The organism is Paenibacillus sp. 2TAF8 (assembly GCF_052114825.1).
Taxonomy (GTDB): Bacteria; Bacillota; Bacilli; order Paenibacillales; family Paenibacillaceae; genus Paenibacillus.
In genome coordinates this window covers 517,510-543,654 of sequence record NZ_JBFRFN010000002.1, presented here as the reverse complement: position 1 = coordinate 543,654, position 26,145 = coordinate 517,510, and the positions used below count along the sequence as shown (strand labels likewise).

The window sequence follows — 26,145 nt, the reverse complement described above, 5'->3', positions numbered from 1 at the left end:
GAGAATTATTAGGCCTGGCGAAAAAGTAGCTAAAATATGTGAAAGGGTGCAGGCGTGGTTTATTCAGCGTTCATTTTATTAAAGCTGACATATTCATGAATGGGCTTGCGATATCCACGCGGGCGCTGTTTGGATTCTGATTTTTTGCCAATCGTAATCATCATCGCAGGTACGTAGTGATCCGGAAAGCCCAGGCTCTGCTGAAGTTCCTCGGCATTAAATCCGATCATTGGACAAGTGTCCCAGCCGCGATCCTGAGCGATCAGCATGAATTGCATCGCTGACAAGCTGGCGTTACGGATGGCATCCTCACGTTGAAAGAATCTGCCACGAGTTTCATAAAATTCAATAACGCTTTCGGACTCCTGTTCGTATTGGAACGGTGTCAGTGCCCCCAGATTAAGCAGTCCTTCGTTAATCGTACGAATATGATGATGAGCGTTAACATCACCTAATACCACGATGACCGCAGAAGCTGTTTTCACTTTATATTGCTGTGAAGCCTCATATACTTTTTCTTTCTGAGCTTCATCGGTCAATACAAGATAGTGAGTGTGTTGCAGGTTGAATGCGGATGGTGCAAACTTGTTCAAAGCAAACATTTCTTCTAGTTCCGATTCCGAAATTTCGATTCCTTCTTCAAAAATAACAGCAGATCTGCGATTTTTAATTAAAATATCCAATTCGCTCATGTTGTTTACCTCGCTTATGTATAATTTGCTTGCTCTTAAAGTGAATATAACATACTTAATTACTTTATGTAAGTATTATTTTTGAATAAGACAAGATGTACTCGCCATACGCTAGTAGAAAACAGCAGAGGTGAGTCATGATATCGTTCATCCATAGATTAAAATTAGCACGGCTGCACCATCATGAGTTCCGGGTGTATATCGTCAAATCCTCTACCCTGAAAAAGTTTGTGGTTGTGGAGCTCATACTGGGTTATCTGGTGTACAATGTGGCCCTTTATCTGTGTCATAATGATTTGCTGGCAGGCGCAAGCTCATGGGCAGGTACCGAAGGTGTAAAACGGTTGCCACCTTTGATTCGGCGTATTGCCGGAGTTTGAAAAGTTTAAATTTACCGTTAAGGACCAATGGACTTTAATTGGAGAAGGGGCTATTTTGCCCCGTTCTCCGGGTTTATTTTATCAAAAGTTTGGATGAGCAACATGTGTGAACAGAATCAAGCAAAACTGAACAAGTTCCGTATCAAGTTAATTTCTATTTCGCACGTTCCAGATATTGCTCGAGTGTCAGTTTTTGACTTGTGATCTCGCCAGCGATATAGATACCGACATACCGGACATGCCATGGTTCGTATGAATATCCGGTCAATTTCTCTTGATCTTTGCCGTAACGGATGATAAAGCCGTATTTGTGGGCATTGGCTTTCAGCCATTTGCCTTCTTTGGTGTTGCCAAAGCTTTGCTGCAGATCATAACCGGCTGAAGCGCTGGAAATATCCATGGCGAGTCCGGTTTGATGCTCACTCTGTCCTGGGCGGGCGCTAGTTTTGTTGGCGACAGCTTCGCCTTTAACGCTGGCATTGCGGTCAAAGATTGATTTTTGCGTGGCGTAAGAACGATAGCCGGAAACGGCTTTGATATCAATACCGTCTTTTTTGGCGGCGGCAAACAACTTCTCAATTGCTGTTGCTGCGACTTTACGCATCTGTTTCTTCGGACTGGAGCCGGAGAAGCTGAATGGGATGTTAGGAACGACCAGATCTTTCGGTTCGTAAGTGGACGGCAGGTTTCTCTTTTTATTCACTAGTACAACGGTGCTGGAAAGATTCGTTACGGTAGCAACACCCTTGCTAGAGGTCGTGATCGTGCGGCTTGGGGCGTTATCTTGCAGAAATTGAGAGAAGCTTGAGCTTGCCGCAGAAGCCACCGGATTGAGCATTTGGCTGACAGGTAGTGTAGTAAAGGCAGTACCCGCAAGCACTGAGCCTAAGAGAAGCGTCGATATGATGGATTTGCGAGTAAATGATGACATGATGTGGGTTCCTCCTTGGAATATATTAATCTATAAACCAAGTATACCGGAGGATTATATCCATAGGTTCTCCAAATGTTTCCGACTTGTAAACAAAGTTTGCTAGAATCATTTTTTTCATAATGAGGTACTGTCCAAAGGGATAATGATAGGAGCCAAATAAGAGTAGAAGTGAACGAAGATGAATTAGGAATATAACGAGTAGAAGAAGTACAACTAGTACAAGAAGTACAAGAAGTACGAGAAGTACGAGAAGTACAAGAAGTTACAAGGAGGTAGAAGTATAAGTAGAAGTAGAAGTAGAAGTGGGATAAAGTGTAGGCCAGAGTGAGTTGGGGAATGAGAATGAATAACTGGGTAGCAGGAGTTCAGGTTGGGACAACGGCAGAGGAGATGATGTAAGAGTAGCGAGTGTAAATGGGGAAAAAAGTAGTGCTGGCTTATGCAAAAAAATCTAACGATCACCAGAGACGTTATTTGCCGTTTTTTTCGTGTTTTGAAATTGTAACGATCACCAGAGCGCTTATTTTGGGGAGATAGTCCGTTTGTCAGCTTCAAAGGCCGTTTTCTGGCTAAATAACGTTACTGGTGATCGTTAGGTTTCCAAACCATTGATTTTAGGCGAAATAAGGTTCCTCATGATCGTTAGAATTCGAGCCAAGCATGAAGTGCTAGAGTAAGCTAGAAAAACCTTTGTGCAGATACAGCAGGCAGTAGCCTTTGGATTGGGGGTGGTTAGATAAGTCTAAATCCTGAAAAAAACATGCCTTTTTCGAGATTGATGCTTCATCCAAGCACAAGGATGCTCTGCTTACCTGTCGATTATGATAGTGTGCAAGCATTAACCGCACTAGGTGTCCCTACAGCGGCAGCGCGTGCATCACGAAGGCGTAGGTTATTGCTGATTGCTCCAGAGTCACTGCTGAGCGTAAAGGCGGGATAGTTCTCTTGTGCATCCAGTTTCATGCTGGATTCCAGGTTTAGCTGGTGCTTAGGGTCAACGTAGAAGGGAACAAAATTGGTTTCAATCTGCTCATCCAGAGCTGCCAGTTCATCCACAATCAGCAGCACGACAACACCATTACATCCGCAGCCTTCCATATCATAAAATACTTTGAAATAACCGGGTTGGTCATTCAAACATGCTGTTAAACGTTTCGCTGCCAGATCTGTAATTTGAATATGCATGGTCTGCACTCCTTTTTATATAAGTTCGTTCGAAATGAAAAAAGATTCACTGTGCTTCTTATGCCATTATACCACCTTGTCGAAAAATAAATCACACGAGGTAAATCTACAGGAAATGTCGAATAGGAAATAAACGAAATATAAATTCATTATTGAAGAAAGGATGAAATTGACGATGTCATCAAACTTTGTTCAGATTAACGAAGGCAAATGGACAACCGAGCCTGCTCATACTCAACATGACGGGGAGAGATTGACTGTACAGGCGCAAGAGGGCAGTGATTTTTGGGAAGAGACGTTCTATGGCTTCTGCCATCGGAATGGGCATGCATTGCTTGCACCGTGGGATGGTGTGGAGGCTGTTGAAGTTTCGTTTGATCTAAGTTCCTTTACAGAATTATATGATCAGGCGGGACTCATGTTGTGGCATGGAGAGCATCAGTGGATTAAAGCCGGGGTGGAAGTCAACGATGGTATTGCGCATGTGGGTGCTGTTGTCACAGATCAATTCTCGGATTGGTCGCTGTCACCCGTGCCTGAATGGGGAGGTCGAATTGTTACCATTCGTGCATCATACCATCAGGAATCCGTTGTCATTCGTGCGCGTACAGACGAACATCCATGGCGTACCATCCGGGTGGCGAGGTTTGCTTATCCTGCGGACAAGCAAGCAGGGCCGTTCCTTTGCTCACCCAAACGGGCAGGGTTTGAGGTTGCTTTTACAAGATGGGCCTATACTGCACCAGACGAAGACTTGCATACCGATCCACCAATTTACGAGTGAACGCGTGAGATTAACTGGGACACACTCCTTAGAAGGAAGCCGTGCATCTAAAAGGTAAGAAGGATATGAGTCGCAGGCTGAACAATAGATCACAATAGATCCTATCGCATTGAAAATATCCAAAAAATCAAAAGAAGCAGGTATCCTCTACAGGAAACCTGCTTCTTATAATTATAGTGTTGACTATGTTAAACTTTGCTGTACTGTTCGGAGATGGTTTGCCCAGGGATTTAAAGAAACAGAAAAAGCTTGCTGATACGTTGGACGATAATGGGTAAGCGAGTTCTTTTTGCAGTCCTGAACCAAGGAGTGGCACTTTCAGTTCAAGCGATTGATGAAAATTCAAGAGCATAAGGGCATAAAGATGGACTTGTTTGCCCGCATTGCAAAAACCATTCTGTTGTTCGATATGGTATTACAACAAAGTATTTGAAGAATTACTTGGCGTGGTTTCGTTACTTAGACAGCAAGGACTATGAGAATACCGCATCGAATAAGAAAATATGTTGATCAAATCGTACCTGTTTACTGTGACCAACAGGAATATCAAACTTCGGTTTCTACTTCTTTTTGTTAAGCTAACAGGCAGTTATGCGCAACTTTCAGGGCAGGTAAACATCTAAATAACATAAGAAACGAGGAGGCAGACAATTCATGGGAGGAACGAATGTATGGGATGCGGAGTGGGAGGTTAACGAAGAGCAGGCGCGGACGCTGATCGGCAGACAATTTCCTCAGCTATCATCGAAGGAAGTGAAGCGATTGGGTTGGGGCTGGGACAATACGGTTTTTCTCATCGGTGACGAGTATGTGTTCCGGTTTCCAAGAAGAACGTTTGCAGTTGGCGCGATTCGTATGGAAGGGAAGCTGCTGCCGAAGCTGGAAGCTTATATGACCATCCCCTATCCGAAACCGTTGTTCTTTGGCGAAGCAAGTGACGAATACCCGGCACCATTTCTTGGCTATGCCCACGTGCCAGGAGATTTCCCAATCGGTTTGACGGAAGAATGCCGGGCTTTATCGGCAGAGACGCTGGCGAAATTTTTGCGGAGATTGCATGAGTTTCCGGTGCAGGCGGCGCTGAAGTGCGGAGTTCAGCAAGATCATCGAAACTTGACGGACATCGCATCGCGCAAAGTAAAAATGGAGGGTTTTCTATCGAAGGTGGTTGAACATTTGACGCCGGATGAGTTCGGTGTAATCAAAGCGTATATTAGCAGGCTGCAAAATGACCGTGTCGAGCCGGTGAATACACTGCTACATGGAGATCTTCATTTTAAAAATATGCTTGTGAATGAGAACGGGATCGTTTCCGGCATCATAGATTGGGGTGATCTGAGCGTAGGTCATCCGGCTTGCGATTTGAGCATTGCTTATAGCTTTTTACCACCTTACGCTCGCGACGTGTTTTTCGAAACGTACGGAGGAGCGGACGAGGAAACGAAGCTGCTGGCGCGGCTGATCGCGGTATACATACCCCTACTGATCTTAATGCAAGCAATCGATGACGGGAATGAGACGATTGCGGCAGAGGCGAAATCCAACATCATGCGGGCACTATCGGATTAGGCTCATTATTCCGTTCTGGCTATGGGGCTATAGCTATCGGCACCATTCAGGCGTTTAAAGTCGCGATAAGGTACGATCTGCCTCCTTAGACACCGCTTTACATCGAGGAACACGAAATTCAACAGAGTAAGTCGTTGCGATGACGGGAAACGATTGAAATAAACCGCCTTTTCAACAAAGGCGGTTATCTTATGGTCAAATACCAACATTTGAATTTAACATAGCCTTAATGTTTAATCGTGTTACACTCAATGGAATGCTCATGAGACAGCTATAAGAATATTGTATTCTTGCAGAGAATGCTCAAGCTCGTTCTTTTCATAGGATGGCTCGATGAGCGGTTAGTGGTGGCGTTGTATACATTTCAAATAAATTTGCCTCTGCATTGGTCAGGTCACTTCTGTTCTGATTCCTGAGTGCGCTCAGCCTCTAGTTCTTCCTTGTCCTGTATTTCACGCATACGTTCTTCGTAATCATCCAGGAACCATAGCGGGTCCATATTGTCTTCCTCACCGTTATAGTTAATGAGGATTTCCTCGCCCGCTTTGATGTCTTTATACGCATAGAAATCAAAGGTGTGATTTTCAAAATTAATATCATACGTGGCATTCGGCTCATAGGAGTGATTAATCAGACTGCCGTATCCCAACAGGATTGCAGTATGATTAGCTCCGTATTCGAAGACGTAATCCTCCAAAATTGTTTTTTCAATATGTTCGTGATCTTCATTCGGGTAAGGCACAACGGGTGCCTGATGGATGAGCTGGCCTTTGGCAATATCAACTTTAGCAAATACTCCCCGGTTAAACTCACCGCCGTCACCCAGTTTGGACTGTTTTACTTCAATCATGACATTCACCTGATGCTCTCGCTGAGAGCTCCGTTCTATAATATGGTTGTACTTCGTTTAAGGCAAAATTTTACCGCATACGCCGGGATAAGGCAAATGGAACATCATTTTTAGGATTAATTTTAAAATAGGACGTTGAGTTGTGCGGGAGATAACGCTTATAATATACAAAGAATTAAGTCTATATAGAAAAGGTGTCATGAATGAGCATATTAAATGTAGAAAAATTAAGTCACGGTTTTGGTGACCGTGCTATCTTTAACAACGTTTCATTCCGCCTGCTAAAGGGTGAGCACATTGGGCTGATCGGGGCGAATGGAGAAGGTAAATCCACCTTCATGAATATCATTACAGGTAAACTTCAGCCGGATGAGGGCAAAGTGGAATGGTCGAAGCGTATGCGTGTAGGTTATCTTGACCAGCATGCGGTGCTGAGCAAAGGACAATCGATCCGCGATGTGCTGCGCGGCGCCTTCCAATACCTGTTCGACATGGAACAGGAAATGAACGACATGTATGGCAAAATGGGCGATGTTACGCCCGAGGAACTGGAGCAGTTACTGGAGGATGTAGGTACAATTCAGGATACGCTGACGAACCAGGACTTTTACATGATCGATGCTAAAGTCGACGAAACTGCGCGTGGTTTGGGTTTGACCGACATCGGTCTGGACAAGGACGTTAACGACCTGAGCGGAGGACAGCGGACGAAAGTATTGCTCGCCAAACTGTTGCTGGAAAAACCGGATATTCTTCTCCTCGACGAGCCGACGAACTATTTGGATGAACAGCATATTGAGTGGCTGAAACGTTATCTGCAGGAATATGAGAATGCATTTATCCTCATCTCGCACGATATTCCATTCCTTAATAGCGTAATCAATCTTATTTACCACATGGAAAATCAGGATCTGACACGTTATGTTGGCGACTACAACCACTTCCAGGAAGTCTACGAGATGAAAAAGCAACAACTGGAGTCGGCGTACAAGCGTCAACAGCAAGAGATTGCCGACCTGAAAGACTTCGTAGCGCGTAACAAAGCAAGCGTAGCAACACGTAACATGGCGATGTCCAGACAGAAAAAGCTCGACAAGATGGACGTGATTGAGATGGCCAAGGAGAAACCGAAGCCACAGTTCAACTTCCGCGATGCAAGAACGTCTGGCAAGCTTATTTTTGAAACCAAAGGCCTGGTCATTGGATATAATGAACCATTGTCCAGACCGCTTGATCTTCGGATGGAGCGCGGTCAGAAAATCGCTCTGGTCGGTGCAAATGGTATCGGTAAAACAACGCTGATGCGTAGCATCTTAGGGGAAATTCAGCCTTTGGAAGGTAATGTCCAGCGCGGTGAGCACTTGGAAATCGGATACTTCCAACAAGAGATGAAGGATGCCAATTACAATACATGTATTGAAGAAATCTGGCAGGAGTTCCCTTCCTATACCCAGTTCGAAGTGCGTGCGGCCCTGGCGAAGTGTGGACTTACCACCAAACATATCGAGAGCAAGGTTGCAGTCCTCAGTGGTGGCGAGAAAGCGAAAGTACGTCTTTGTAAGCTAATCAACAATGAAACCAACCTGCTGGTGCTCGATGAGCCGACGAACCACTTGGACGTGGATGCGAAGGATGAGTTGAAACGTGCGCTTCAAGCGTACAAAGGCAGCATACTGCTGATCTCACACGAACCTGAGTTTTACCGTGATGTCGTGACAGACACATGGAACTGTGAATCCTGGACGACAAAAGTATTCTAAAATAGGCAATTAAAAAATAAGCTGTTTAACAAAGGCAATCAAGATTTGATCTTGATTAAGACAAGGGCGCGTATTCGCTTGCACTTAGCAGGTGAATACGCGTTTTTTGTCATATTAGAGAGAGGGGGAAATGGGACCAAAGAATGGTTGACAGCCTCAATAGCAAACGATATTCTAATTTTAGAAAGCGGTTACATCAAGTGATAGAGAACCCTGGTTTATGGCATGGCAAGAAAGATACGTTGCTTCGTAACGTTCGATATTGCACTTGGCAGAGAAAACAGGGCTTTTTTTGTGTCTGTATGAAACCGATTTCATTGAACTTGTATCTTCTAATACAAAGGAGCGAATCGATATTGGATAAACTGAGGAAACCGATTGTGATTATCTTATCCGCAGCACTGGTATTATCTTCAGGGCCTTTGATGTACCCGAACAAGGTTCATGCTGATACACCTCTTATTCCTGGATTGTGGACACAAGATGATTTTTCCGATGGAGACTATACTGCCTCACCTGAATGGCAGGTCATCTCAGGAAACTGGGAAATAAAACCAGATCTCACGGATGCAACTAACATGGTTCTTTATCAAAATGGTACCGATGAAGGCTTAATCATGACCGGAGATTCCATAGCGGATAAGACGGTGTCGATGCGTTTTTATACTGGAGCAGGTGAGGGGTTTCCCGGCATTTTGCCACGTTTCCAGGACAAGAATAATTACTATTATTATCAGATGCATGTTCCCACCAATAAACTGGTTTTCAGCAAAAAAGTAAACGGTACAGATACCACGCTCGAGTCAGTGGATTATACGTTCAGTAAAAATACGTGGTATATACTTAAAGTGGTGCTTTCAGGCACCTCCATCCGTGGTTACATTGTCGAAAATGGAATGGATCGTTTGGTCTTTGATCTAAACGATACGTCGATAACAACAGGCACTGTTGGCATTCGAAATAAGTGGCAGACCGTACATATTGATGATGTAATGATTGCGGAACCGCCGCGAGTGAACGAAACGGTGCTGACAAGTGATGGGGAGACGGCATCATCCGTTTCTTTACATTGGTCTGAGATTGAAGGGGCATCAGGGTATCGCTTGTATCGCTCGAACACGTTGGAAGGCGGGTACTCCCTTGTTAATCAGATGACATCAACGAGTTATGTCGACGAAGGGTTAAGCTCGGATGCGCTTTATTACTACAGACTTGCTTATGACTATGGGGGATTAACCGAGTCGCAGTGGTCTGCTCCAATCGAAGTTAAAACGGCTGCCGAGACTCCGCAGTCTCCGGTTGATCTCAAAGCATCGGCTTTGTCAGCGACAAGCATGCAATTGACCTGGAGTGGTGTGAATAAGGCAAGTGGTTATCGTATTGTTCGCGCTGAACAAGGAACACAGTTATATGAACAGATATACGACGGTAAGGCGTTAACGTTCACCGATCAGGGTCTTGAGGCGGGCAAAGGCTACATTTATCGTGTGACCGCGTATAATGCTGCTGGCGAATCAGCGTATCGTGAGGCAGAATCCCAAACGTATGCAACAGACTCTCCTTCAGGATTCACGATTGCTGCTGTGACGGATAAGTCGGTCTCTTTGGAGTGGAATGCACTGCCTGGATCTGATGAATCTGACGTTTCTTACACCGTATCGAGGGCAACGAGTGCTGCTGGCACATACCAGCCAGTCTATACAGGGAGTGCAACGACGTTGAATGATGAAGGTTTAACGACGGGCACTGGTTACTTTTACACAATCCAAGCCAAAGTAGATGGGAAGGATACACCTGTGTCTGCACCRCTGGGTGTATCCACGGTTCGCACCAGTTTTACGCCAGGCCAGTTATGGCCCGATCAGAACGGGAAGCCGATTGATGCCCATGGCGCAGGGTTCTTTTACGATGAAAAGACAGAAAAGTATTATTGGTATGGAGAGTACCATACGGGCGGCTGGCCGGCTGTGGGTATACGCGTATACGCCTCCAAAGATCTGCTGAACTGGACCGACGAAGGCATGGCACTTACGATGTTGCAATCGATGGATGATTTTGATACGAACCCGCTCATTAAGGAATTGTATGCTGGACGCGAGGATCGTGTAGATATCTGGGCAGATATTCGCAAAGGACGGATCATCGAGCGACCGAAGGTGATTTACAATGATAAAACGAAGAAATATGTGATGTGGGCACATATGGATGGAGATAAAGATCCCTATAACGATAATGCAAATTACGGTAAAGCAAAGGCTGGATATGCCATCAGTGACTCCCCGACTGGACCTTTTGTATATCAGAAAAGTTACCGCATGGATCTGGCCCCTGAAGGGGWGAAAGATTATTTCCCCAATGATCGGGGCATGGCTCGTGATATGACATTGTTCAAAGATGATGATGGCACCGGTTATCTCATTTATTCCAGTGAGGAAAATCTGACACTGTACATCTCCAAACTGACTGAGGATTATAGTGACGTCACAGGCTGGCATAAGGAAGGGCGCAAAGATGATAAAGGCAATCCGGTTCGGGATACGACGTATCAAGCCGAATACGGTGTAGACTATGTGCGGGTATTCCCCGGTGGACAACGAGAGGCACCAGCGATGTTCAAGTACCAGGGGAAATATTATATATTAACCTCAGGTGCTTCAGGCTGGGCTCCCAATGAAAATAAGTTCACGGTTGCGGATCATATCTTTGGACCTTGGTCGGCGATGACGAATCCGTTTGTGCGCACGTTGCCGAGTGATCCTGATCCTGGCAAGGCATTTGGCACACAGACGACTTCGGTCATCCCGGTTGACCCGGAAAAGGGCAAGTTTATTTATGTGGGAGACACCTGGAATGGAGGAAACTTTGCGAATGATGGAGCCAAGTATGTATTTTTGCCAATTGAGTTTGGTATAGGTTCAGACATTGCCATCAAGTGGTATAACAGCTGGACACCTGATTTGCTTCATTCGATGGGCAAGGTAGATATCGCAGATAAGTTGCCAGAAACCGTGAAGCTTGGAGAGGTACCCGTCCTGCCGTCTACAGTGAAGGTACGTGATGGTAGTAATCTGGTGTCAACGCCAGCCGTTTGGACGATTAATCATCGGGCGATGACAAAAGAAGATTTTGCGAAGCCAGGGCCGCTTACACTACAGATCACGACACCGGAATTTAACAATAAGACACAGGCGGTTCGTGTATATGTCATCCCCGAAAACACGTTATATTTTGTGAACAGCGGGGGGGATGAGACGGCGGATTACAAGCTGATGAGTAAGTATATGAAGGATACGCTTTTGCACTCGGGAATTGTAGATCAGATGTATGCTCCGGGCGAAGGACAATCATCATGGGGATATGTCAGTGCGGAAGCATTGCCTTCCGGTTCGAACGGTGGAGATATATTCTCGACGGTGCGCTATCTGAATGGCGGTAATGTTAGCAACTCACCCAAAGGGAAGGATCTGACCTATAGCTTTGATGTGATGAACGGAAAATATGACGTGTATGCGGGATTCAATGATCCGTGGACAAATACTTCACGCCGGGCGGATTTCCTTATTAACGGTACAAATACCGGTTCAGTCACGTTTACACCTGCGAGTGTTCGAGCTCATAAAGGTATAGAAGTGTCCAATGGCAAGCTGGATATCACAGTGCGTAATACGGCATCGCAGGACCCGATGATCAGCTGGATCATGATTGTAAAACCTGTTGAGAAACCTGATCCAGGCGGTAATTCAGGCGGAGAGCCAGGGAAGAAAAAATAACCTATATACAACTATTCTGCCAACATCTAATTTTGGCTTTTTGCATCGTTAGATGAAAGAAGAGAACTTTGTGTCATTTTGGTAGGGGACTTTATGTCAATGTACAAAGTGCAAATATATCGGGTTGGGAAATAAAAAAGCCGCTATTTTAGCGGCTTTAATGTCCTGTTCCATGGTTTAAAACTTGAATAATCGGATCTGAAAAAATAATAGTCAACAGCAATAGATTTATAACTCTGTGTTTCATATTCATTCATATCCCCTCTAGTATATTTTTGTACTTATCTATCTGAGATAATGTAGCGTAGTCTCTTAGCTTCTCAAACAAAGAGACATATTTAATGGACTTATCGTTACTAATTTTAGACGATATTGCTAAACACTCCAGTATATTATTAATTGCAGTCTCCTGATCAGACGTTCTAATCTTATATAGTGCGTACTCGTACATGTACTTTAAATATGCTGGCATGTCTTCTTGTCGTATAGATTCTCTTACACTCTCACTAGCATGTTCTTCAAACATAAGCTGGTAGTCGCTAACCTGTAAATCATTAATGCGGTTAGCTTCTAATAGTGTTAGTAATCCAGCAGTGGTTTCTTCACGATTCTCTTGTATAAAAGAGATGTATTTACCTATGTTATCATTTATACCCTCTAACAAATCCAACACTATGAGATTGAGTTTTGATGTATTGGCATAAAACTCAATCTCTGATTGGGCTTCATCATCAGGGTTAACAACCCAGCCAAAATCACCATATTTAAGAATACACTCCCTTGACTTGTCAAATTCAGAAAGTTTTTGGTACGCAATTCCCTGCATCAATAATGCGTAACCTATATAATAAATTATAGTTCTTTTTGTATGTAAGATGGTATCTGCTGATATCATTTGCATATTATAAGCTTGCAACGAATCTTCATATAAATCTTCAGATAATCTAAGGACTTCATGCCAGTTATCGAATCCATATGCCATTCTAAGAAGTTTAACCGCAGAGTCTAGTTTGCCATGATAGTATAATGTACTAGACATGCTTGACCTCCTTCTTTTTATTCCATTATATAACATTATATAACTTAATTTACCATTGGTCAAACATATTGCATAAAATAATAGCTCATACTGTCAATCTTTTTTATCTCAATATTTATGCTGTATTTGTGATAAATCAAATAACCCAACATCTATTTGTGAGACATTGGTTCAAAACACGTTTGTTGTAATTCGGTTCTTTTAAACCAATCATAATAATCTTCAATGATTGCTGAATATTGACTTTCGTTTAATTCATAAATATTTATAGACGATGATGGGGCATCAATAAAATTATAATACAACTTAGTTCTACGCGCATATTCTTCAAAAGAATCTTATCTCTTGTCAAATTACAACTTTGGCTATGGTTGTTGAGATTGGTGATAGCGGACAAATAACATCAATCTATGTAACATTTGCTTCAATATACCCTCTAAATCCTTATGTTCAGATTTATCGCAATTGGATATTGATAGCAAATCTAAAATATTTTCTGCTGTTTAATACACAAGTGTTCCCTGTCCGTAGGTTTTTGGAATACAGTCTTTGCATTTACAGATTTCATCTTGCATAAGCTGATCATTCCCTATTTTTTTAATCAAGCAATCAGCAATATATACAGATGATGAAACTCGAACCCACAAACAGTTTAAGATACTCTATAAAGGCACTGCTTGCTTAACCTGACTTCAGGTCAAAGCAAGCTTTTTTTGCTGTTCATTGTCGGTTGCTGGTGTCGCAAGTCCAAACCGTAAATTCGAACGTTTTGTTCCTTTATCAGAGAAACTGATAAATGGTATAAAATCATTGAAATTGACCCTAACCCCCCGGTGTGTTAGGTTCTAGAGAGAAGAAATTAATTTGATCATTTTAGTAGGAATTAAAATTGAAGCAATGCGTGAGGTGGCAGATGGTGGAACTTCAAGTGACAAATAGTCCTTTTAATCAAGAGCAAGTTGAATTGCTCAATCGACTTATTCCTACATTGACGGACGGACAAAGAATCTGGCTTGGCGGATATATTGCAGCTTTTCAAGCCGGTGCGGCAACAACACAGATCAATCCGGTTGGGCAAGCTGAAGCAACTGCGGTAGCTGCTCCGGTTGGTGCTCCAGCTGTTTCCCGTGAGGTTACTGTACTGTATGGTTCACAGACAGGAAATTCAATCGGACTGTCGAAAAAACTCGGAAAGAAGCTGGAAGAACAGGGGCTTCAGGTGACCTTGTCATCCATGGGGGATTTCAAACCGAACGGACTGAAGAAAATTGAAAATCTCCTGATCGTGGTCAGCACACATGGAGAAGGCGAACCGCCGGATAATGCGATCCCGTTTCATGAATTTTTAAATAGCAAGCGCGCTCCAAAGCTGGATGGACTTCGTTATTCCGTACTGGCACTGGGAGATACTTCTTACGAATTCTTTTGCCAGACAGGTAAGGATTTTGATAAACGACTACAGGAACTGGGCGGCACAGCGTTGGTTCCGCGAGTGGACTGTGATGTTGATTTTGACGAGCCAGCGGCAGCGTGGATGAATGATGTACTTGCTTCGCTTAGCAGCACACCAGCGGTTGCCGGTACGGTTACTAGTGAAACGATCACAGCTGCAGTAAGCAGCGGTGAGTCTGAATTTAATCGCACGAATCCGTTCAAGGCTGAGGTTCTTGAAAATCTCAACCTGAATGGCCGAGGATCAGATCGTGAGACACGCCATATTGAGCTGTCTTTGGAAGGCTCCAATCTGGATTATGAGCCGGGCGACAGTCTCGGTGTTTTCCCGGAGAATCATCCGCGTCTCGTAGATGAATTGATTGCAGCTATGGGGTGGAGTGCAGACGAACGTGTTACGGTAAACAAGAATGGAGATCAGGTATCGGTCTATGAAGCACTTCTGCGTCATTACGAGATTACATCTGTAACCAAACCGGTCGCGGAGCAACTCGCCAAGTTGAGTCCAGGAAACGAATTAACAGCATTGGTTGCCAATGATTCTGAATTTCGTAAAGTCATGAACACCTGCGATCTGCTCGATGTGGTTCAGGATTACGCGCTGAAAGGTATTCCAGCCGGACAATTTCTGGCGGTTCTGCGTAAAATACCAGCACGCCTGTATTCCATTGCGAGCAGCTCAAAGTCCTTCCCCGACGAGGTTCATCTGACGGTGCGCACTGTAAGGTATGAAGCACGTGGAAGAGAACGTTACGGCGTATGTTCGGTGCATCTGGCTGAACGAATCGAGGCAGGTGACACCTTGCCAGTCTATATTCAGCATAATCCGAACTTCAAATTACCTGAAAACCCGGACACACCGATCATTATGGTTGGACCTGGGACAGGGGTAGCTCCATTCCGTTCCTTCCTTGGCGAAAGAGAAGAAACGGGTGCAGAAGGAAAAACGTGGCTGTTCTACGGGGACCAGCATTTCGCTACAGATTTCCTTTACCAGACTGAATGGCAGCGTTGGCTCAGAGATGGCGTGCTTACCAAGATGGATGTTGCCTTCTCCCGTGATACGGAACAGAAAGTATATGTACAGCACCGTATGCTGGAACATAGCAAGGAATTGTACCAATGGCTCCAGGAGGGAGCGAGCGTGTACATCTGTGGTGATGAGAAAAAAATGGCTCATGATGTTCATGCAGCGCTGATTACCATTCTACAGCAGGAAGGCGGCTTGTCGCCTGAACAGGCTGCGGAATACATGACACGGTTGCAACAGGAGAAACGTTATCAGCGGGATGTGTATTAATCTGAGGCTGAGCCGAAGGGTTATATTCCGCAGAGACGAGAGGAGAAAGCGGCATGGCTTATAATAACTTACTTAATCCGCAGCGTACCAACAGCGATGTGGAAGATATAAAGATCAAGAGCAATTATTTGCGCGGAAGTCTCACGGAGACACTGGCTGACCGCATTACTGGAGCGATTCCTGAAGACGATAACCGTCTGATGAAACATCATGGCAGTTATATGCAGGATGACCGTGACCTGCGTAATGAGCGTAACAAATCCAAGCTGGAGCCAGCATATCAGTTCATGTTACGCGTTCGTGCTTCCGGTGGTATCGTAACGCCGGAGCAATGGTTGATGATGGATCGTGTTGCCCATAAATATGCGAATCAGACGATCCGTCTGACCACTCGCCAATCGTTTCAACTGCACGGAGTATTGAAATGGGATCTCAAAAATACGATTCGTGAAGTCAACGATTCCTTACTCAGCACCTTGGCTGCATGCGGAGATGTTAACCGTAACGTGATGTGCAACCCGAATCCGAACCAGTCTGAAGTACATGCAGAAGTATACGAATGGGCTTGTCAGGTGAGTAATCATCTGGACCCGCGTACTCGCGCATATCATGAATTGTGGCTTGATGGGGAGAAAGTGATTGACTCCCAGGATACGGATGAAGAGGTTGAACCGATCTATGGCAAGGTCTACTTGCCGCGTAAGTTCAAAATTGGTATCGCTGTACCACCATCCAATGATGTAGATGTATTTTCACAGGATCTCGGTTTTATTGCCATTGTAGAGAACGGCAAACTACAAGGTTTCAACGTGTCCGTCGGCGGTGGGATGGGCATGTCTCACGGAGATTCAAAGACGTATCCACAGATTTCCAAAGTGATTGGCTTCTGCACGCCGGAGCACATGATTGATGTTGCAGAGAAAACGGTTATGATTCAGCGTGATTACGGCGATCGTGCGGTTCGTAAACATGCGCGTTTCAAATATACAATCGATGACCATGGTCTGGAGTGGTTTGTTGATGAGTTAACGAGCCGTCTTGGGTGGAGTCTGGAATCGGCACGTGCATATCATTTTGACCATAACGGAGATCGTTATGGCTGGGTGAAGGGCAGTAACGGCAAATGGCATTACACGCTGTTCATTCAGAATGGACGGGTAAAAGATGTAGACGGTTATCCGCTCATGACGGGTTTGCGTGAAATTGCCAAAATACACAACGGTGACTTCCGTCTGACAGCAAACCAAAACCTGATTATCGGTAACATCAGCAGTCAGAAAAAGAAAAAGATCGAAGCGTTGATGCAGCAATATAATCTGACGGACGGTGCTCATTATTCAGCACTCCGCAGAAGTTCCATGGCTTGTGTTGCACTCCCGACTTGCGGCCTTGCAATGGCCGAATCCGAACGTTATCTGCCATCCTTGATCGACAAACTCGAGCCTGTGCTGGATGAAGCGGGTCTGAGGGATGAGGAGATTGTCATTCGTATGACAGGTTGCCCGAACGGGTGCGCTAGACCGATGCTGGCAGAGATTGCTTTTATCGGGAAAGCACCAGGCAAGTACAATTTCTATCTTGGTGGCAGCTTTACAGGCCATCGTCTGAACAAACTGTACCGCGAAAACATCGGCGAAAATGAAATTCTGGACACACTTACTCCGATGATTAATCAATATGCCAAAGAGCGCAATGAAGGCGAGCATTTCGGAGACTTCTTGATTCGTGCTGGTTATGTACCTGAAGTGCTGGACGGAAGACAGTTCCACGCTTGACTTATGACTTACCCGAGAAGCATTCCTTTATGGAGTGCTTTTTGCTTCTTCGATGCCGATCGGTTTGAAGGGATGACCTTGTTGAACCAGACGCAACACGATATAATGACAAAGTAGAAAGCAGATTACATGTTGAAAGTGAGCGGAAACGATATGGGTCGTAAATGGAATAATATTAAGGAAAAGAAAGCTTCAAAAGATGCAAACACAAGTCGGGTCTACGCCAAATTCGGCGTTGAGATCTATGTAGCAGCGAAGAAGGGCGAACCAGATCCGGAAGCGAACCGTGCGCTCAAGGTCGTTCTGGAGCGTGCCAAAACGTATAATGTACCTAAAGCGATCATTGACCGTGCGATGGAAAAAGCGAAAGGCAGCGGCGATGAGAACTATGAAGAGCTGCGTTACGAAGGCTTCGGACCAAACGGAGCGATGGTTATCGTGGATGCGCTCACGAATAATGTAAACCGGACAGCGCCTGAAGTGCGCTCGGCGTTTAACAAAAACGGAGGCAACATGGGTGTGAGTGGTTCCGTTGCTTACATGTTTGATCCAACAGCAGTGATCGGCGTTGAAGGTAAAAATGCTGATGAAGTGCTGGAGATTATGCTGGAAGCGGATGTAGACGTGCGCGATATCGTGGATGAAGATGAAGCGGTTATCGTATACGCAGAACCGGATCAATTCCACGCCGTACAAGAAGYATTCAAAGCTGCGGGTGTTACCGAGTTCACGGTAGCCGAGCTGACGATGCTGGCGCAAAACCATATTGAACTTCCAGAGGATGCACAAGCTCAGTTCGAGAAACTGATCGATGCGCTTGAAGACCTTGAAGATGTTCAGCAGGTTTATCATAACGTGGAGTTTGTGTGAGCGGGCAAGCGACTGCGGTGATAGTGGCGGTTTAGAGTCTTTCTAACCCAGTTAAGGATTTGAAAATGTTCTGGAATCATCCATTTTGTCACTCAGCGAGGGTATACATGATAACTCCAAGTGATCCTTGTGATGATGTACGTTTTCCTAATCTGTATTGTATTTAACTCACTTTTTGTATGGGAAATATCCATATGAGGAGTGAGTTTTTTATGTTGTTTGAAGATATTTACAAAGAGTTCTTTTTGATTTAGAGTTTAAGAATTATAGTATCCGCACTATAAAGGGGTACAGAAACAACAATCGGTCGTTTCTAAATTACTTATGTAATGAATTCTCAGTTGTTGAAGTAGAAGAGATTAACACCTCTCACATCAAAGCATACCTTATGAACTTAAAAATGAAAGGATTATTAGAGTAATAATAGAATGAAGAAATTGAATATTGGAGCGAATAGCATATGCTCTTGAAATAGTAGATTTATCCTTATTGCTGCAATTTTAAATATGAACTAAAATATAGCATATATAACCAAAAATACAGGAGCAGGGGTGTGTTAGTTGAAAAGGAGTATTACTGTAATTATATCTTTAACTTTTCTAATTTTAATCGCAGTAGGGTGCAATAATATTCAATCCATTGAGGAAAAAGAAAAAGAAACAACAAGAAATGTAACAATAGAAAAGGAGACAATATTAAGTTTGATAAGTTCTGAAAAATGGGACGAGGCTAAGTTGAACTTAGCAAAACCAGAGTTCAAGGATATTGAAAATTATCATGAAATATTCGCTTATGTTGATGCTAAAAATGATTACGAAAATGAAAAGGGTTCTGGAAAGATATCATATGAGCCAATAGTAATGAAATTGAACTTAATAGATTTAGATACATATCATGGTGTTCTGAAAGAAGACATTGAAAAATTCAAAATTACTCTTATTGAAGAAAAAGAATCATTTTATAAGGCATTTTACGCTGGAAAAAAAGAAGAAAGTAGAAAAATGCAAGAGAAGCAAGAAAATGATAAAATCAATAAACTGATTGAAGAAAAAGAGTACGATCAGTTATCTTTACTTCTTGTACTGAGAATAGATGACGATATTGACAGTAAAATGCTGTTTAATTATGCTAATTCTCAACAAAAGCGAATTGAAGGCGACTCTAGAATGATGATGTCCTACTTGGAGTCAATACCTAGTACATATAATGGGAAGTATGCCGATTTAATTTCAAAGGAAAAATTGAAGATTCAGTCAAAAGATAAGTGGCTTATAGCAGAGCGAAAAAGAGCTGTACAAGAAAGTAAGTGGGAGGAGATAAAGTCAAAAATTCCACCAGCATTAGGAATGACCGCATCTGAAGTAAGAGACTCTAGTTGGGGTGGGCCCGACAAGATTAACAAAACAACTTATGAGTTTGGAGTTCATGAACAATGGGTGTATTCAAACTATCGATACGTATATTTTGAAGATGGCATAGTTACAACAATTCAGGAATAGAAAGATTACGTCTATGATTGATAAGGAAACGCACTAGATTGTTTGGGTGCGTTTTTTATTATATTGGATTTGTCATCAAACTGTTCCATTACATGTTAATGTGTAGAACAGATCGTATCTTGTTTATGCCTACGTCAACAGAAATAAAGGGCAATTTCATTGGAGGTCTGTTTATACGTAGAAGCCCTAAAAATATTGATGATTTTAAGAGGAAGCAAGACTCTTGGACATATATATTCTAAAATGTACAAATTATTAAAGAGTGTCTATCCAATCCATTTCGATTGGGAGACACTCTTTTGGTTGATGGTTAAGATTTACTCGCCACACTATGAGCTGGATTATCCGTTGAATCAGATGTCTCTTTACTCAATCCGCCAAACTTGAATAGTATAATGCCACCTACAATAACAAGTACACCAATCAGCTGATTCCATGAGAATGGAATTTGCTCCAGACCGAGCCAGCCCATCGAATCAAATAGTAAAGCGAAGCTTAACTGAGAGGTTAATACGATGGAGATCGCGTAAGTCGGGCCGAGCAGCTTCATGCCCTGAACGAGACAGAAGACTACCCCAACGCCTATTGCACCACTCAGCCAATACCACGGTTGCATATGTTGAAAACTGAATGTATTTTTACCTTCAAGGAGTAATGAAATCACAAAAGAAGCGATAAATCCCGTAAACAGTACCATTGTTGTTGTAGACCATGAACCCGTGCGTTCATTGACTTTACTATTAAATATCGTTTGCAGACTCACCAGTGAACCGGCTAGTAATGCAAGCAAAATACCTGTGATGATCATGCGTCTCCTATCTCCTTATTCATATATATTGTGTCCAGCAATGTGCCGAAGGCCAGCCCGATTTTTGATACGGATTAATCCTTGATGCCGCTCAATGTAACCATCCGCACATAACTTCTGAATCACCCGATTCAAATGGCGATAGCTGGTACCGATCAGATTGGCAATGTCCGTCAGATTAAACGCATCGAGTTCCTCATGCATAACGGTTCCACCTTCATCCGTCGAGATGGAAAGCAAATAACTGGCTAAACGTACCTCCACCGGATACATCAGATTAAAGTTCGAAAAGTTCGAATCAATGTAAAACTTGTGTGAGATGATTTTAAGCAAAAATTGCAGTAGAGGTGCGTAATTACTTGCAAGCTCAGTAAGCCACCGATAATGAATACGAAGCATCACAACAGGTGAGACTGCCTGAACGGTGTTAACGATGTTACTTTCACGCACATACTCGATGTCTCCCACCACTTCAAGCGGTGTTTTGAAACAGAGCACGAGAGTTTTGTCTTGTGGGGAAGTGGTGAAAATTTTAATTTTGCCCTCTACCAGGACATATAAGTATTCGGAAGCCTCGCCTTCGCGGCAGATCAGCTCACATTTTTCGAATTGACATATAGTCATATGTGGACGCAGGTGCTCGTGAAAAACCGCCTCCAATTGATACTGTTTCAAATAGTCCATGATTTGCTGCGGATGATGAATCTCTTCCATGCGGTTCTCACCTCTGCGTTAATTCTGTTGTTTTTGGTTTGGAAAAACTAAAAGTTTGTCTGTCTAACACAGTTTACATGCTGTATGTAGCTACAATGAAAACTATAGCTTCATAATGATGACACCGGCGATCATCAAAGCAATGCCCAAAAATTGCGGCAGTTTCATTTTTTGTTTGAGCACGCCAAACCATCCATTGCTATCAATTAAAAAGGTCAGAAACAATTGAGCAATCAACAGAGCCGAGATCGTAAAGGTCACACCAATCTGTTGAATCGCGGTGACTTCGCTGAAAATAATAACGGCACCAAATGCACCACCAGCCAGATACATCGGTTTTACTTGTTTAATTCCCTGAAGATTGGCGTCACGCGTAAACATCAAAATGATCGCTGCGAGTATAAATCCCGTTAATTGAGTAATTGTGGCGGCTTGCCATGTGCCTACGTCAGTACTAATTCTGGTGTTGGCTACCCCCTGGAGAGTAATACAGGCTCCGCCCAGCAGTGCAAAAATAATTCCTCTCATCCTTCTTCGTACGCTCCTTTAATGCATGACTTCGACTTCTATTAAATGATAAATAAGTCATAATCGCCAAGGACAAATGTCCTGACTCTGAAATTTACAGCATTTAGCGTACACTAAAGCCTGGATAAAATCCAGGAAGGGGCAAAAAGTATGAAGATGCAGTAGCTGACCTAAGCAAATTAGTTAGTAAAGACGGTGTTGTTAGATAGGTGTGGTTAGGTGAAAGATTCGAATAGGGAGATTGAAGCAAGCAAGGGAAGAAAGATATGTAAATGAGATCGATAGAATGAGATGCGGAAGAGGGTGTTAGAGAGCAGGTCGACAAACAGGCAAGCAGGCAGAAGGCATAATATTCATATGTATAGTGGGCAAGTTGAAGTGGATTGGGCACATAAACTGGAATGGTAACGATCAGGAGAAGCCTTAGTTAAGGCATTATCGCCTCCTGAATTTTTTAACGATCACCAGAGATGATATTCCACCGGAAACAGGTTCAAAACGCTGGTTTTTCGGCAAAATCGAAGAAATACGTTCTCTGATGATCGTTAGATTTTGAAGTGAAGCAAAACACGAAAAATTGCGTGTCTGATGATCGATTGCGGTAAAAACCTATAATATCTTAAACACAGGCTCTTCCTTTACAAAAGTAACTTTGACCCCTGGGATAGAGTCGTCCAGACTTTCTGCCAAAATTCTCATTCCCGGTGCCTCACTTTCGGCATGACCAACCATAATGAGTGCCTTGGATTTACCTTGCTGCACAGCATCACGAATATACTCTGGCGTTTCCCATTCAAACCCTTCGCCTGCGATAATCAAATCCACTTGTTCGTTCTGAAGCATGGGGATTGTGAAGTGTCCGTTTCCGCGAAAGCCGACCAGAACCGCAGCGCGTCTGCAAACGATTTCAGGATTACCCGCAATGCGAACATAGTCGATCCCTAAACAAGTCTTCAATTGCTGGGCAATTGCATGCACTGTAATCTCCTCTGTAAATGTTACAAGATCCGATTCAGTTGTACGCTGGCTCAGGTAATTGGTCCACCCGAGTTCCTGGATGAGCCCATCGGTAATGCCGTCCGGCTCGAAACGGTGAATAATATCATGACAGCGAAAGATGGCAATGCCTGCTTGATCAATCAAGTTTCTTTTGTACGTATAGACGGAGTCGTTCTTCAGCCAATCAGTAGCGCTGTGATGATTATAAAACGGGGATTCATGGGCGATAATCAGATTGGCTCCTAGCTGAATAGCTTGTTCAATGACATGTTGTGTGGGCATAAAAGCAACAACTATTCCTGATACAACTTGATCCGGTGAACCCGTGATCAGTTGATCCACAGTATTGTCTGGCAAAGTGATCCCCTCTGTGAGGTGGAGCATGATCTCTTGCACCGTAAGTTCCTTTGGTTCCGTCATATCTTTCATTTTCATCAGATTCATTCCTCCAAAATAAGGATATAGTGTTAGTGTATCATCTTTAATACTAAAAACCAGCTATACACACGATACTTCCTTACATACCCCTAAGTTACCCTAACAACAGAGGTGTACACTCATCTGATAAGCCATTGAATTCATGTAGTTTTCTAGTACTAGAAAAAGTATACTTACATAGAGTCTTTTTTTTGAATCAATATAAATTTTCTATAATTAATACAGATTTGGACATTACTCTGCTACTGGATTTACGTCACTATACGAAAGGGGACAACTACATGACGTCCTTAAATATTATGGAACGTTTGAAGACGGAGACAGCACATTACCATAGACAAGTAGAGCAGAACCCGTATGCAAAAGCAATTATGGATTCGACCATAACGATTGAACAATATAGAGCGTATTTGGAGAAATTCTACGGTTTCCTGAAACCGCTGGAGGATCAAGCGGTAACGCTGCCTTTTTGGGCAGAAACAGGATTGGATATCGGTATAAGAGGCAAGGCTGGTTTATTAGAGCAGGATTTAATGAATCTTGGCGCAAGTGAGGAGCACATCAAGCAAATTCCAAGGTGCAATGAAAAGGAGTTACCGGATATCACCACACCTGCAGGACTTTTCGGATATCTATACGTTATCGAAGGTTCAACCAATGGCGGTCAGATTATGACCAAACGTTTGTCGCAATTTTTGCCTATAGAAGCGGATCACGGACTGCAATATTTCAACGCATACGGCACGGAGACACGCACCAGATGGAGCGAGTTTATGCAATTATTACAACAGTCCATTCATACACCCGAAGAACAAGACATTACCGTGTTCACGGCTTCCGAGACATTCCGACTGCTAGATCGGTGGATTAATACGTAAAACGATTAGCGAATAAGCAATGCCGATCAACTAAGACTGTTGACGCACAACAGGCGTTGTACCAGGCGAGGGATAAAGGCAAAAATCGTACGTGAGTTGTTTCATTAGAGTTGGGAGGACCGCACGGAATATCAAAAACAATGGTTCGATGGTCTGTAATATAGAGGGCAAATACTTGATGGAAAAGAGGGCAGTCATGCCTTCTTTTTTGTGTTACAAGAATGTGTGAGTTTGCCACCCGAAGAAGCTACACAAGTGTTATAATGGTGCGTATGGATACACGTGTTCGTATTTCGTCCTGAAAGAGGTGGATTCAATTCCATGAGAGATCATTCGGAACAGTTGGAATTTATAGAGATTGATCTGAGTGAAGAAGCAGAAACGGCCTCGGTTGGGATACCCGATCGTTCATCTTTAATGAACCAGAGTCGTCAACCATACACGCAGCAAGGGGCTGTATTGTCTTCGGAGAAAAGATTTGTGGAGGAGGCTAGACGGCTTGCAGAAGTTACGGGTGAAGAAACTGCACCTGTTCCGTTTATGAGCTACTGGCCAACGTATGGGGTGATGAATGATGCACAGCTGGAGTGGTATTTGTATTGGAGAACAGAGGTACGCCAGGGAAGATACCTGGATGTCGACCTTTCTTACCTGTTTGTTCATATTTACGAGTTGATTAACGGCATCGGCTGGTTGACTCCCGAGGATGGTTATGAGCAGTTAAAACGATTGTTGCTGCATTACCGGGCCGGGGTTCCTCAACTCGAATTTTACATGCAGAATTGGTTGGTCGATTATATTCTGGTACACAACCTTCATTCATTAATGCAGGAGGTTATCCTGTTCTCAATCGAATATTTTCCATCAGAGCTCCTGGACAGGGAATTACACCGAGTGTTACAAGATAATGTTGCTGATATTAAGCTGGATATGCTCCAGAGATATTATGACTATGATGTTACGCTGAATACCTTTTACCGCGATGGCGGCAAAGAAATGATGGAACGTTATGTGCCCAAAGTGATGGCAGTTGTGGATGCCTATTTAAAGCGGACTCAGCCAACGGGCCTTTTACCAGAGCTTGAACCGGAAGCCGAGCGGACGGTAAAGCGTACGCTGTTTCAGAAAGCGGTGTATGACGAATCCATATACGGCAGATTTGTTACATTCACTTATTTTCCTATTGGATACCGGCAAGAGTTTACTCAGAAGTTAACCCGGATCTATCGCTGCACGGAAAATAAACTTCGTGAATGGTTAGGCTTCCGAGGCCGTCTGCGTGGTAAAATGCTGGAACCTGAGCTTGCCAGTGTAATTGAGCGTTATCTGGATAGAGCTTTGGCGATGGAACAAGCGGAAGCCGTGACTGCGCCAGTTATTCAGATCGATACGGCAAAACTGGCTTCTTTGCAGGAGGATAGCGAGTATGTGCGTATGGCGCTGACCATTGAAGAAAATGGAGCTCCTACATCACTTAATGTTGAACTGAAGCCGACTGAGGTTCCAGATGAAGCTGAATCTCCTCATCCAAGGCAAATGAGTCACGCTGAGTCGCTACTCTCAGAACAGCGAGAACATTTACCGGTGATCCAGGACAACACAGTTATGCCATCAGAGAATTCAGCTCCAAGAAATGAGCTGCTTCTGTGGGACGAAACTGCGGAAGCCGATATACCGGAAGAGTGGATAGAGTTTGCCGAACGATTAGAGTCCCGGCATGTGAGAGCCATCCACGCCTTGCTTGGGGATGATCCGGATCACGATGTGATGCGACTTGCGGAAGAACTGGGAACGATGCCTGCGCTTTTGCTGGATGAAATTAATGATGTGGCGATGGAAACCATCGGGGATTTGCTGGTTGATGGCGACCGAATCGTTCCTGATTATATTGAATTATTTGAAGATGTGAAGAGGTGATTGT

The 26,145-nt window shown here is 43.7% G+C and carries 21 protein-coding genes and 1 pseudogene; 13 read left to right on the top strand and 9 right to left on the bottom strand.

Annotated features, from left to right (window positions below; genetic code table 11):
• Positions 1-59: 59 nt before the first annotated feature.
• The gene (locus tag AB4Z30_RS04390; protein WP_441923639.1) at positions 60-692 is read right to left on the bottom strand and encodes a nitroreductase family protein; all 633 of its coding nucleotides are present in this window, start codon (positions 690-692) and stop codon (positions 60-62) included.
• Between the two features lie 137 nt (positions 693-829).
• Between AB4Z30_RS04390 and AB4Z30_RS04385 the strand changes: the two genes are divergently transcribed.
• Positions 830-1,072, top strand: a complete 243-nt coding sequence (locus AB4Z30_RS04385) for a hypothetical protein (protein WP_441923637.1) — start codon at positions 830-832, stop codon at positions 1,070-1,072.
• Positions 1,073-1,226: 154 nt separating this feature from the next.
• On the opposite strand, the gene AB4Z30_RS04380 is transcribed toward AB4Z30_RS04385, so the two are convergent.
• Positions 1,227-2,003, bottom strand: coding sequence for a M15 family metallopeptidase (locus tag AB4Z30_RS04380; RefSeq protein ID WP_441923635.1), 777 nt, complete (start codon positions 2,001-2,003; stop codon positions 1,227-1,229).
• An 822-nt stretch (positions 2,004-2,825) separates the two neighbouring features.
• A complete protein-coding gene (locus AB4Z30_RS04375) occupies positions 2,826-3,191 on the bottom strand; it encodes an iron-sulfur cluster biosynthesis family protein (protein WP_441923633.1) in 366 nt (121 codons plus the stop codon).
• Positions 3,192-3,366: 175 nt separating this feature from the next.
• Here AB4Z30_RS04375 and AB4Z30_RS04370 point away from each other — a divergent pair, with 175 nt between their 5' ends.
• The 3 genes and pseudogenes from AB4Z30_RS04370 to AB4Z30_RS04360 all read left to right on the top strand — a co-directional run bounded on the left by AB4Z30_RS04370 (position 3,367) and on the right by AB4Z30_RS04360 (position 5,544).
• Positions 3,367-3,975: a DUF1349 domain-containing protein gene (locus AB4Z30_RS04370; protein WP_441923631.1), complete on the top strand. Its 609-nt coding sequence runs from the start codon at positions 3,367-3,369 to the stop codon at positions 3,973-3,975.
• 185 nt (positions 3,976-4,160) lie between these two features.
• Positions 4,161-4,389 (top strand): annotated as a pseudogene (locus tag AB4Z30_RS04365) (hypothetical protein); the annotation flags it as partial.
• Positions 4,390-4,629: 240 nt separating this feature from the next.
• Entirely contained in the window at positions 4,630-5,544 is a 915-nt protein-coding gene (locus tag AB4Z30_RS04360) for a phosphotransferase (protein WP_441923629.1), read from the top strand.
• 394 nt (positions 5,545-5,938) lie between these two features.
• Here AB4Z30_RS04360 and AB4Z30_RS04355 read toward each other — a convergent pair whose 3' ends face one another.
• Entirely contained in the window at positions 5,939-6,394 is a 456-nt protein-coding gene (locus tag AB4Z30_RS04355; RefSeq protein ID WP_441923627.1) for an SET domain-containing protein, read from the bottom strand.
• 203 nt (positions 6,395-6,597) lie between these two features.
• Here AB4Z30_RS04355 and AB4Z30_RS04350 point away from each other — a divergent pair, with 203 nt between their 5' ends.
• Positions 6,598-8,154 carry an ABC-F family ATP-binding cassette domain-containing protein gene (locus AB4Z30_RS04350; protein ID WP_154958728.1) on the top strand — a complete coding sequence of 519 codons (1,557 nt, stop codon included), beginning with the start codon at positions 6,598-6,600 and terminating at the stop codon, positions 8,152-8,154.
• Between the two features lie 356 nt (positions 8,155-8,510).
• Positions 8,511-11,924, top strand: a complete 3,414-nt coding sequence (locus AB4Z30_RS04345; RefSeq protein WP_441923625.1) for a fibronectin type III domain-containing protein — start codon at positions 8,511-8,513, stop codon at positions 11,922-11,924.
• Between the two features lie 253 nt (positions 11,925-12,177).
• On the opposite strand, the gene AB4Z30_RS04340 is transcribed toward AB4Z30_RS04345, so the two are convergent.
• Entirely contained in the window at positions 12,178-12,963 is a 786-nt protein-coding gene (locus AB4Z30_RS04340) for a hypothetical protein (protein WP_441923623.1), read from the bottom strand.
• Positions 12,964-13,879: 916 nt separating this feature from the next.
• Here AB4Z30_RS04340 and AB4Z30_RS04335 point away from each other — a divergent pair.
• From AB4Z30_RS04335 to AB4Z30_RS04315, 5 genes are all read left to right on the top strand, one after another.
• On the top strand, positions 13,880-15,715 hold the full coding sequence (locus AB4Z30_RS04335; protein ID WP_441924205.1) for an assimilatory sulfite reductase (NADPH) flavoprotein subunit: 1,836 nt from the start codon (positions 13,880-13,882) through the stop codon (positions 15,713-15,715).
• A gap of 53 nt (positions 15,716-15,768) precedes the next feature.
• Positions 15,769-17,490 (top strand): assimilatory sulfite reductase (NADPH) hemoprotein subunit, encoded by a 1,722-nt coding sequence (gene cysI / locus AB4Z30_RS04330; protein WP_441923621.1) that lies wholly within the window; start codon positions 15,769-15,771, stop codon positions 17,488-17,490.
• Positions 17,491-17,643: 153 nt separating this feature from the next.
• Positions 17,644-18,360 (top strand): YebC/PmpR family DNA-binding transcriptional regulator, encoded by a 717-nt coding sequence (locus tag AB4Z30_RS04325; RefSeq protein WP_441924203.1) that lies wholly within the window; start codon positions 17,644-17,646, stop codon positions 18,358-18,360.
• 271 nt (positions 18,361-18,631) lie between these two features.
• Entirely contained in the window at positions 18,632-18,781 is a 150-nt protein-coding gene (locus AB4Z30_RS04320; protein ID WP_441924201.1) for a hypothetical protein, read from the top strand.
• 139 nt (positions 18,782-18,920) lie between these two features.
• A complete protein-coding gene (locus AB4Z30_RS04315; RefSeq protein WP_441923619.1) occupies positions 18,921-19,859 on the top strand; it encodes a hypothetical protein in 939 nt (312 codons plus the stop codon).
• Between the two features lie 310 nt (positions 19,860-20,169).
• Here the strand turns inward: AB4Z30_RS04315 and AB4Z30_RS04310 are convergent, their stop codons facing one another.
• The 4 genes from AB4Z30_RS04310 to AB4Z30_RS04295 all read right to left on the bottom strand — a co-directional run bounded on the left by AB4Z30_RS04310 (position 20,170) and on the right by AB4Z30_RS04295 (position 23,343).
• Positions 20,170-20,664 carry a DMT family transporter gene (locus AB4Z30_RS04310; RefSeq protein WP_441924199.1) on the bottom strand — a complete coding sequence of 165 codons (495 nt, stop codon included), beginning with the start codon at positions 20,662-20,664 and terminating at the stop codon, positions 20,170-20,172.
• Positions 20,665-20,682: 18 nt separating this feature from the next.
• Entirely contained in the window at positions 20,683-21,381 is a 699-nt protein-coding gene (locus tag AB4Z30_RS04305) for a Crp/Fnr family transcriptional regulator (protein ID WP_441923617.1), read from the bottom strand.
• Between the two features lie 102 nt (positions 21,382-21,483).
• Entirely contained in the window at positions 21,484-21,909 is a 426-nt protein-coding gene (locus AB4Z30_RS04300; protein ID WP_441923615.1) for a DMT family transporter, read from the bottom strand.
• 609 nt (positions 21,910-22,518) lie between these two features.
• Complete coding sequence (locus AB4Z30_RS04295) at positions 22,519-23,343, bottom strand: Nif3-like dinuclear metal center hexameric protein (protein WP_441923613.1); 825 nt, start codon at positions 23,341-23,343, stop codon at positions 22,519-22,521.
• 284 nt (positions 23,344-23,627) lie between these two features.
• Between AB4Z30_RS04295 and AB4Z30_RS04290 the strand changes: the two genes are divergently transcribed.
• Together AB4Z30_RS04290 and AB4Z30_RS04285 are read left to right on the top strand one after the other, a co-directional pair.
• Positions 23,628-24,224: a biliverdin-producing heme oxygenase gene (locus AB4Z30_RS04290; RefSeq protein ID WP_441923611.1), complete on the top strand. Its 597-nt coding sequence runs from the start codon at positions 23,628-23,630 to the stop codon at positions 24,222-24,224.
• 321 nt (positions 24,225-24,545) lie between these two features.
• Complete coding sequence (locus AB4Z30_RS04285; protein ID WP_441923609.1) at positions 24,546-26,141, top strand: TerB N-terminal domain-containing protein; 1,596 nt, start codon at positions 24,546-24,548, stop codon at positions 26,139-26,141.
• Positions 26,142-26,145: the final 4 nt, after the last annotated feature.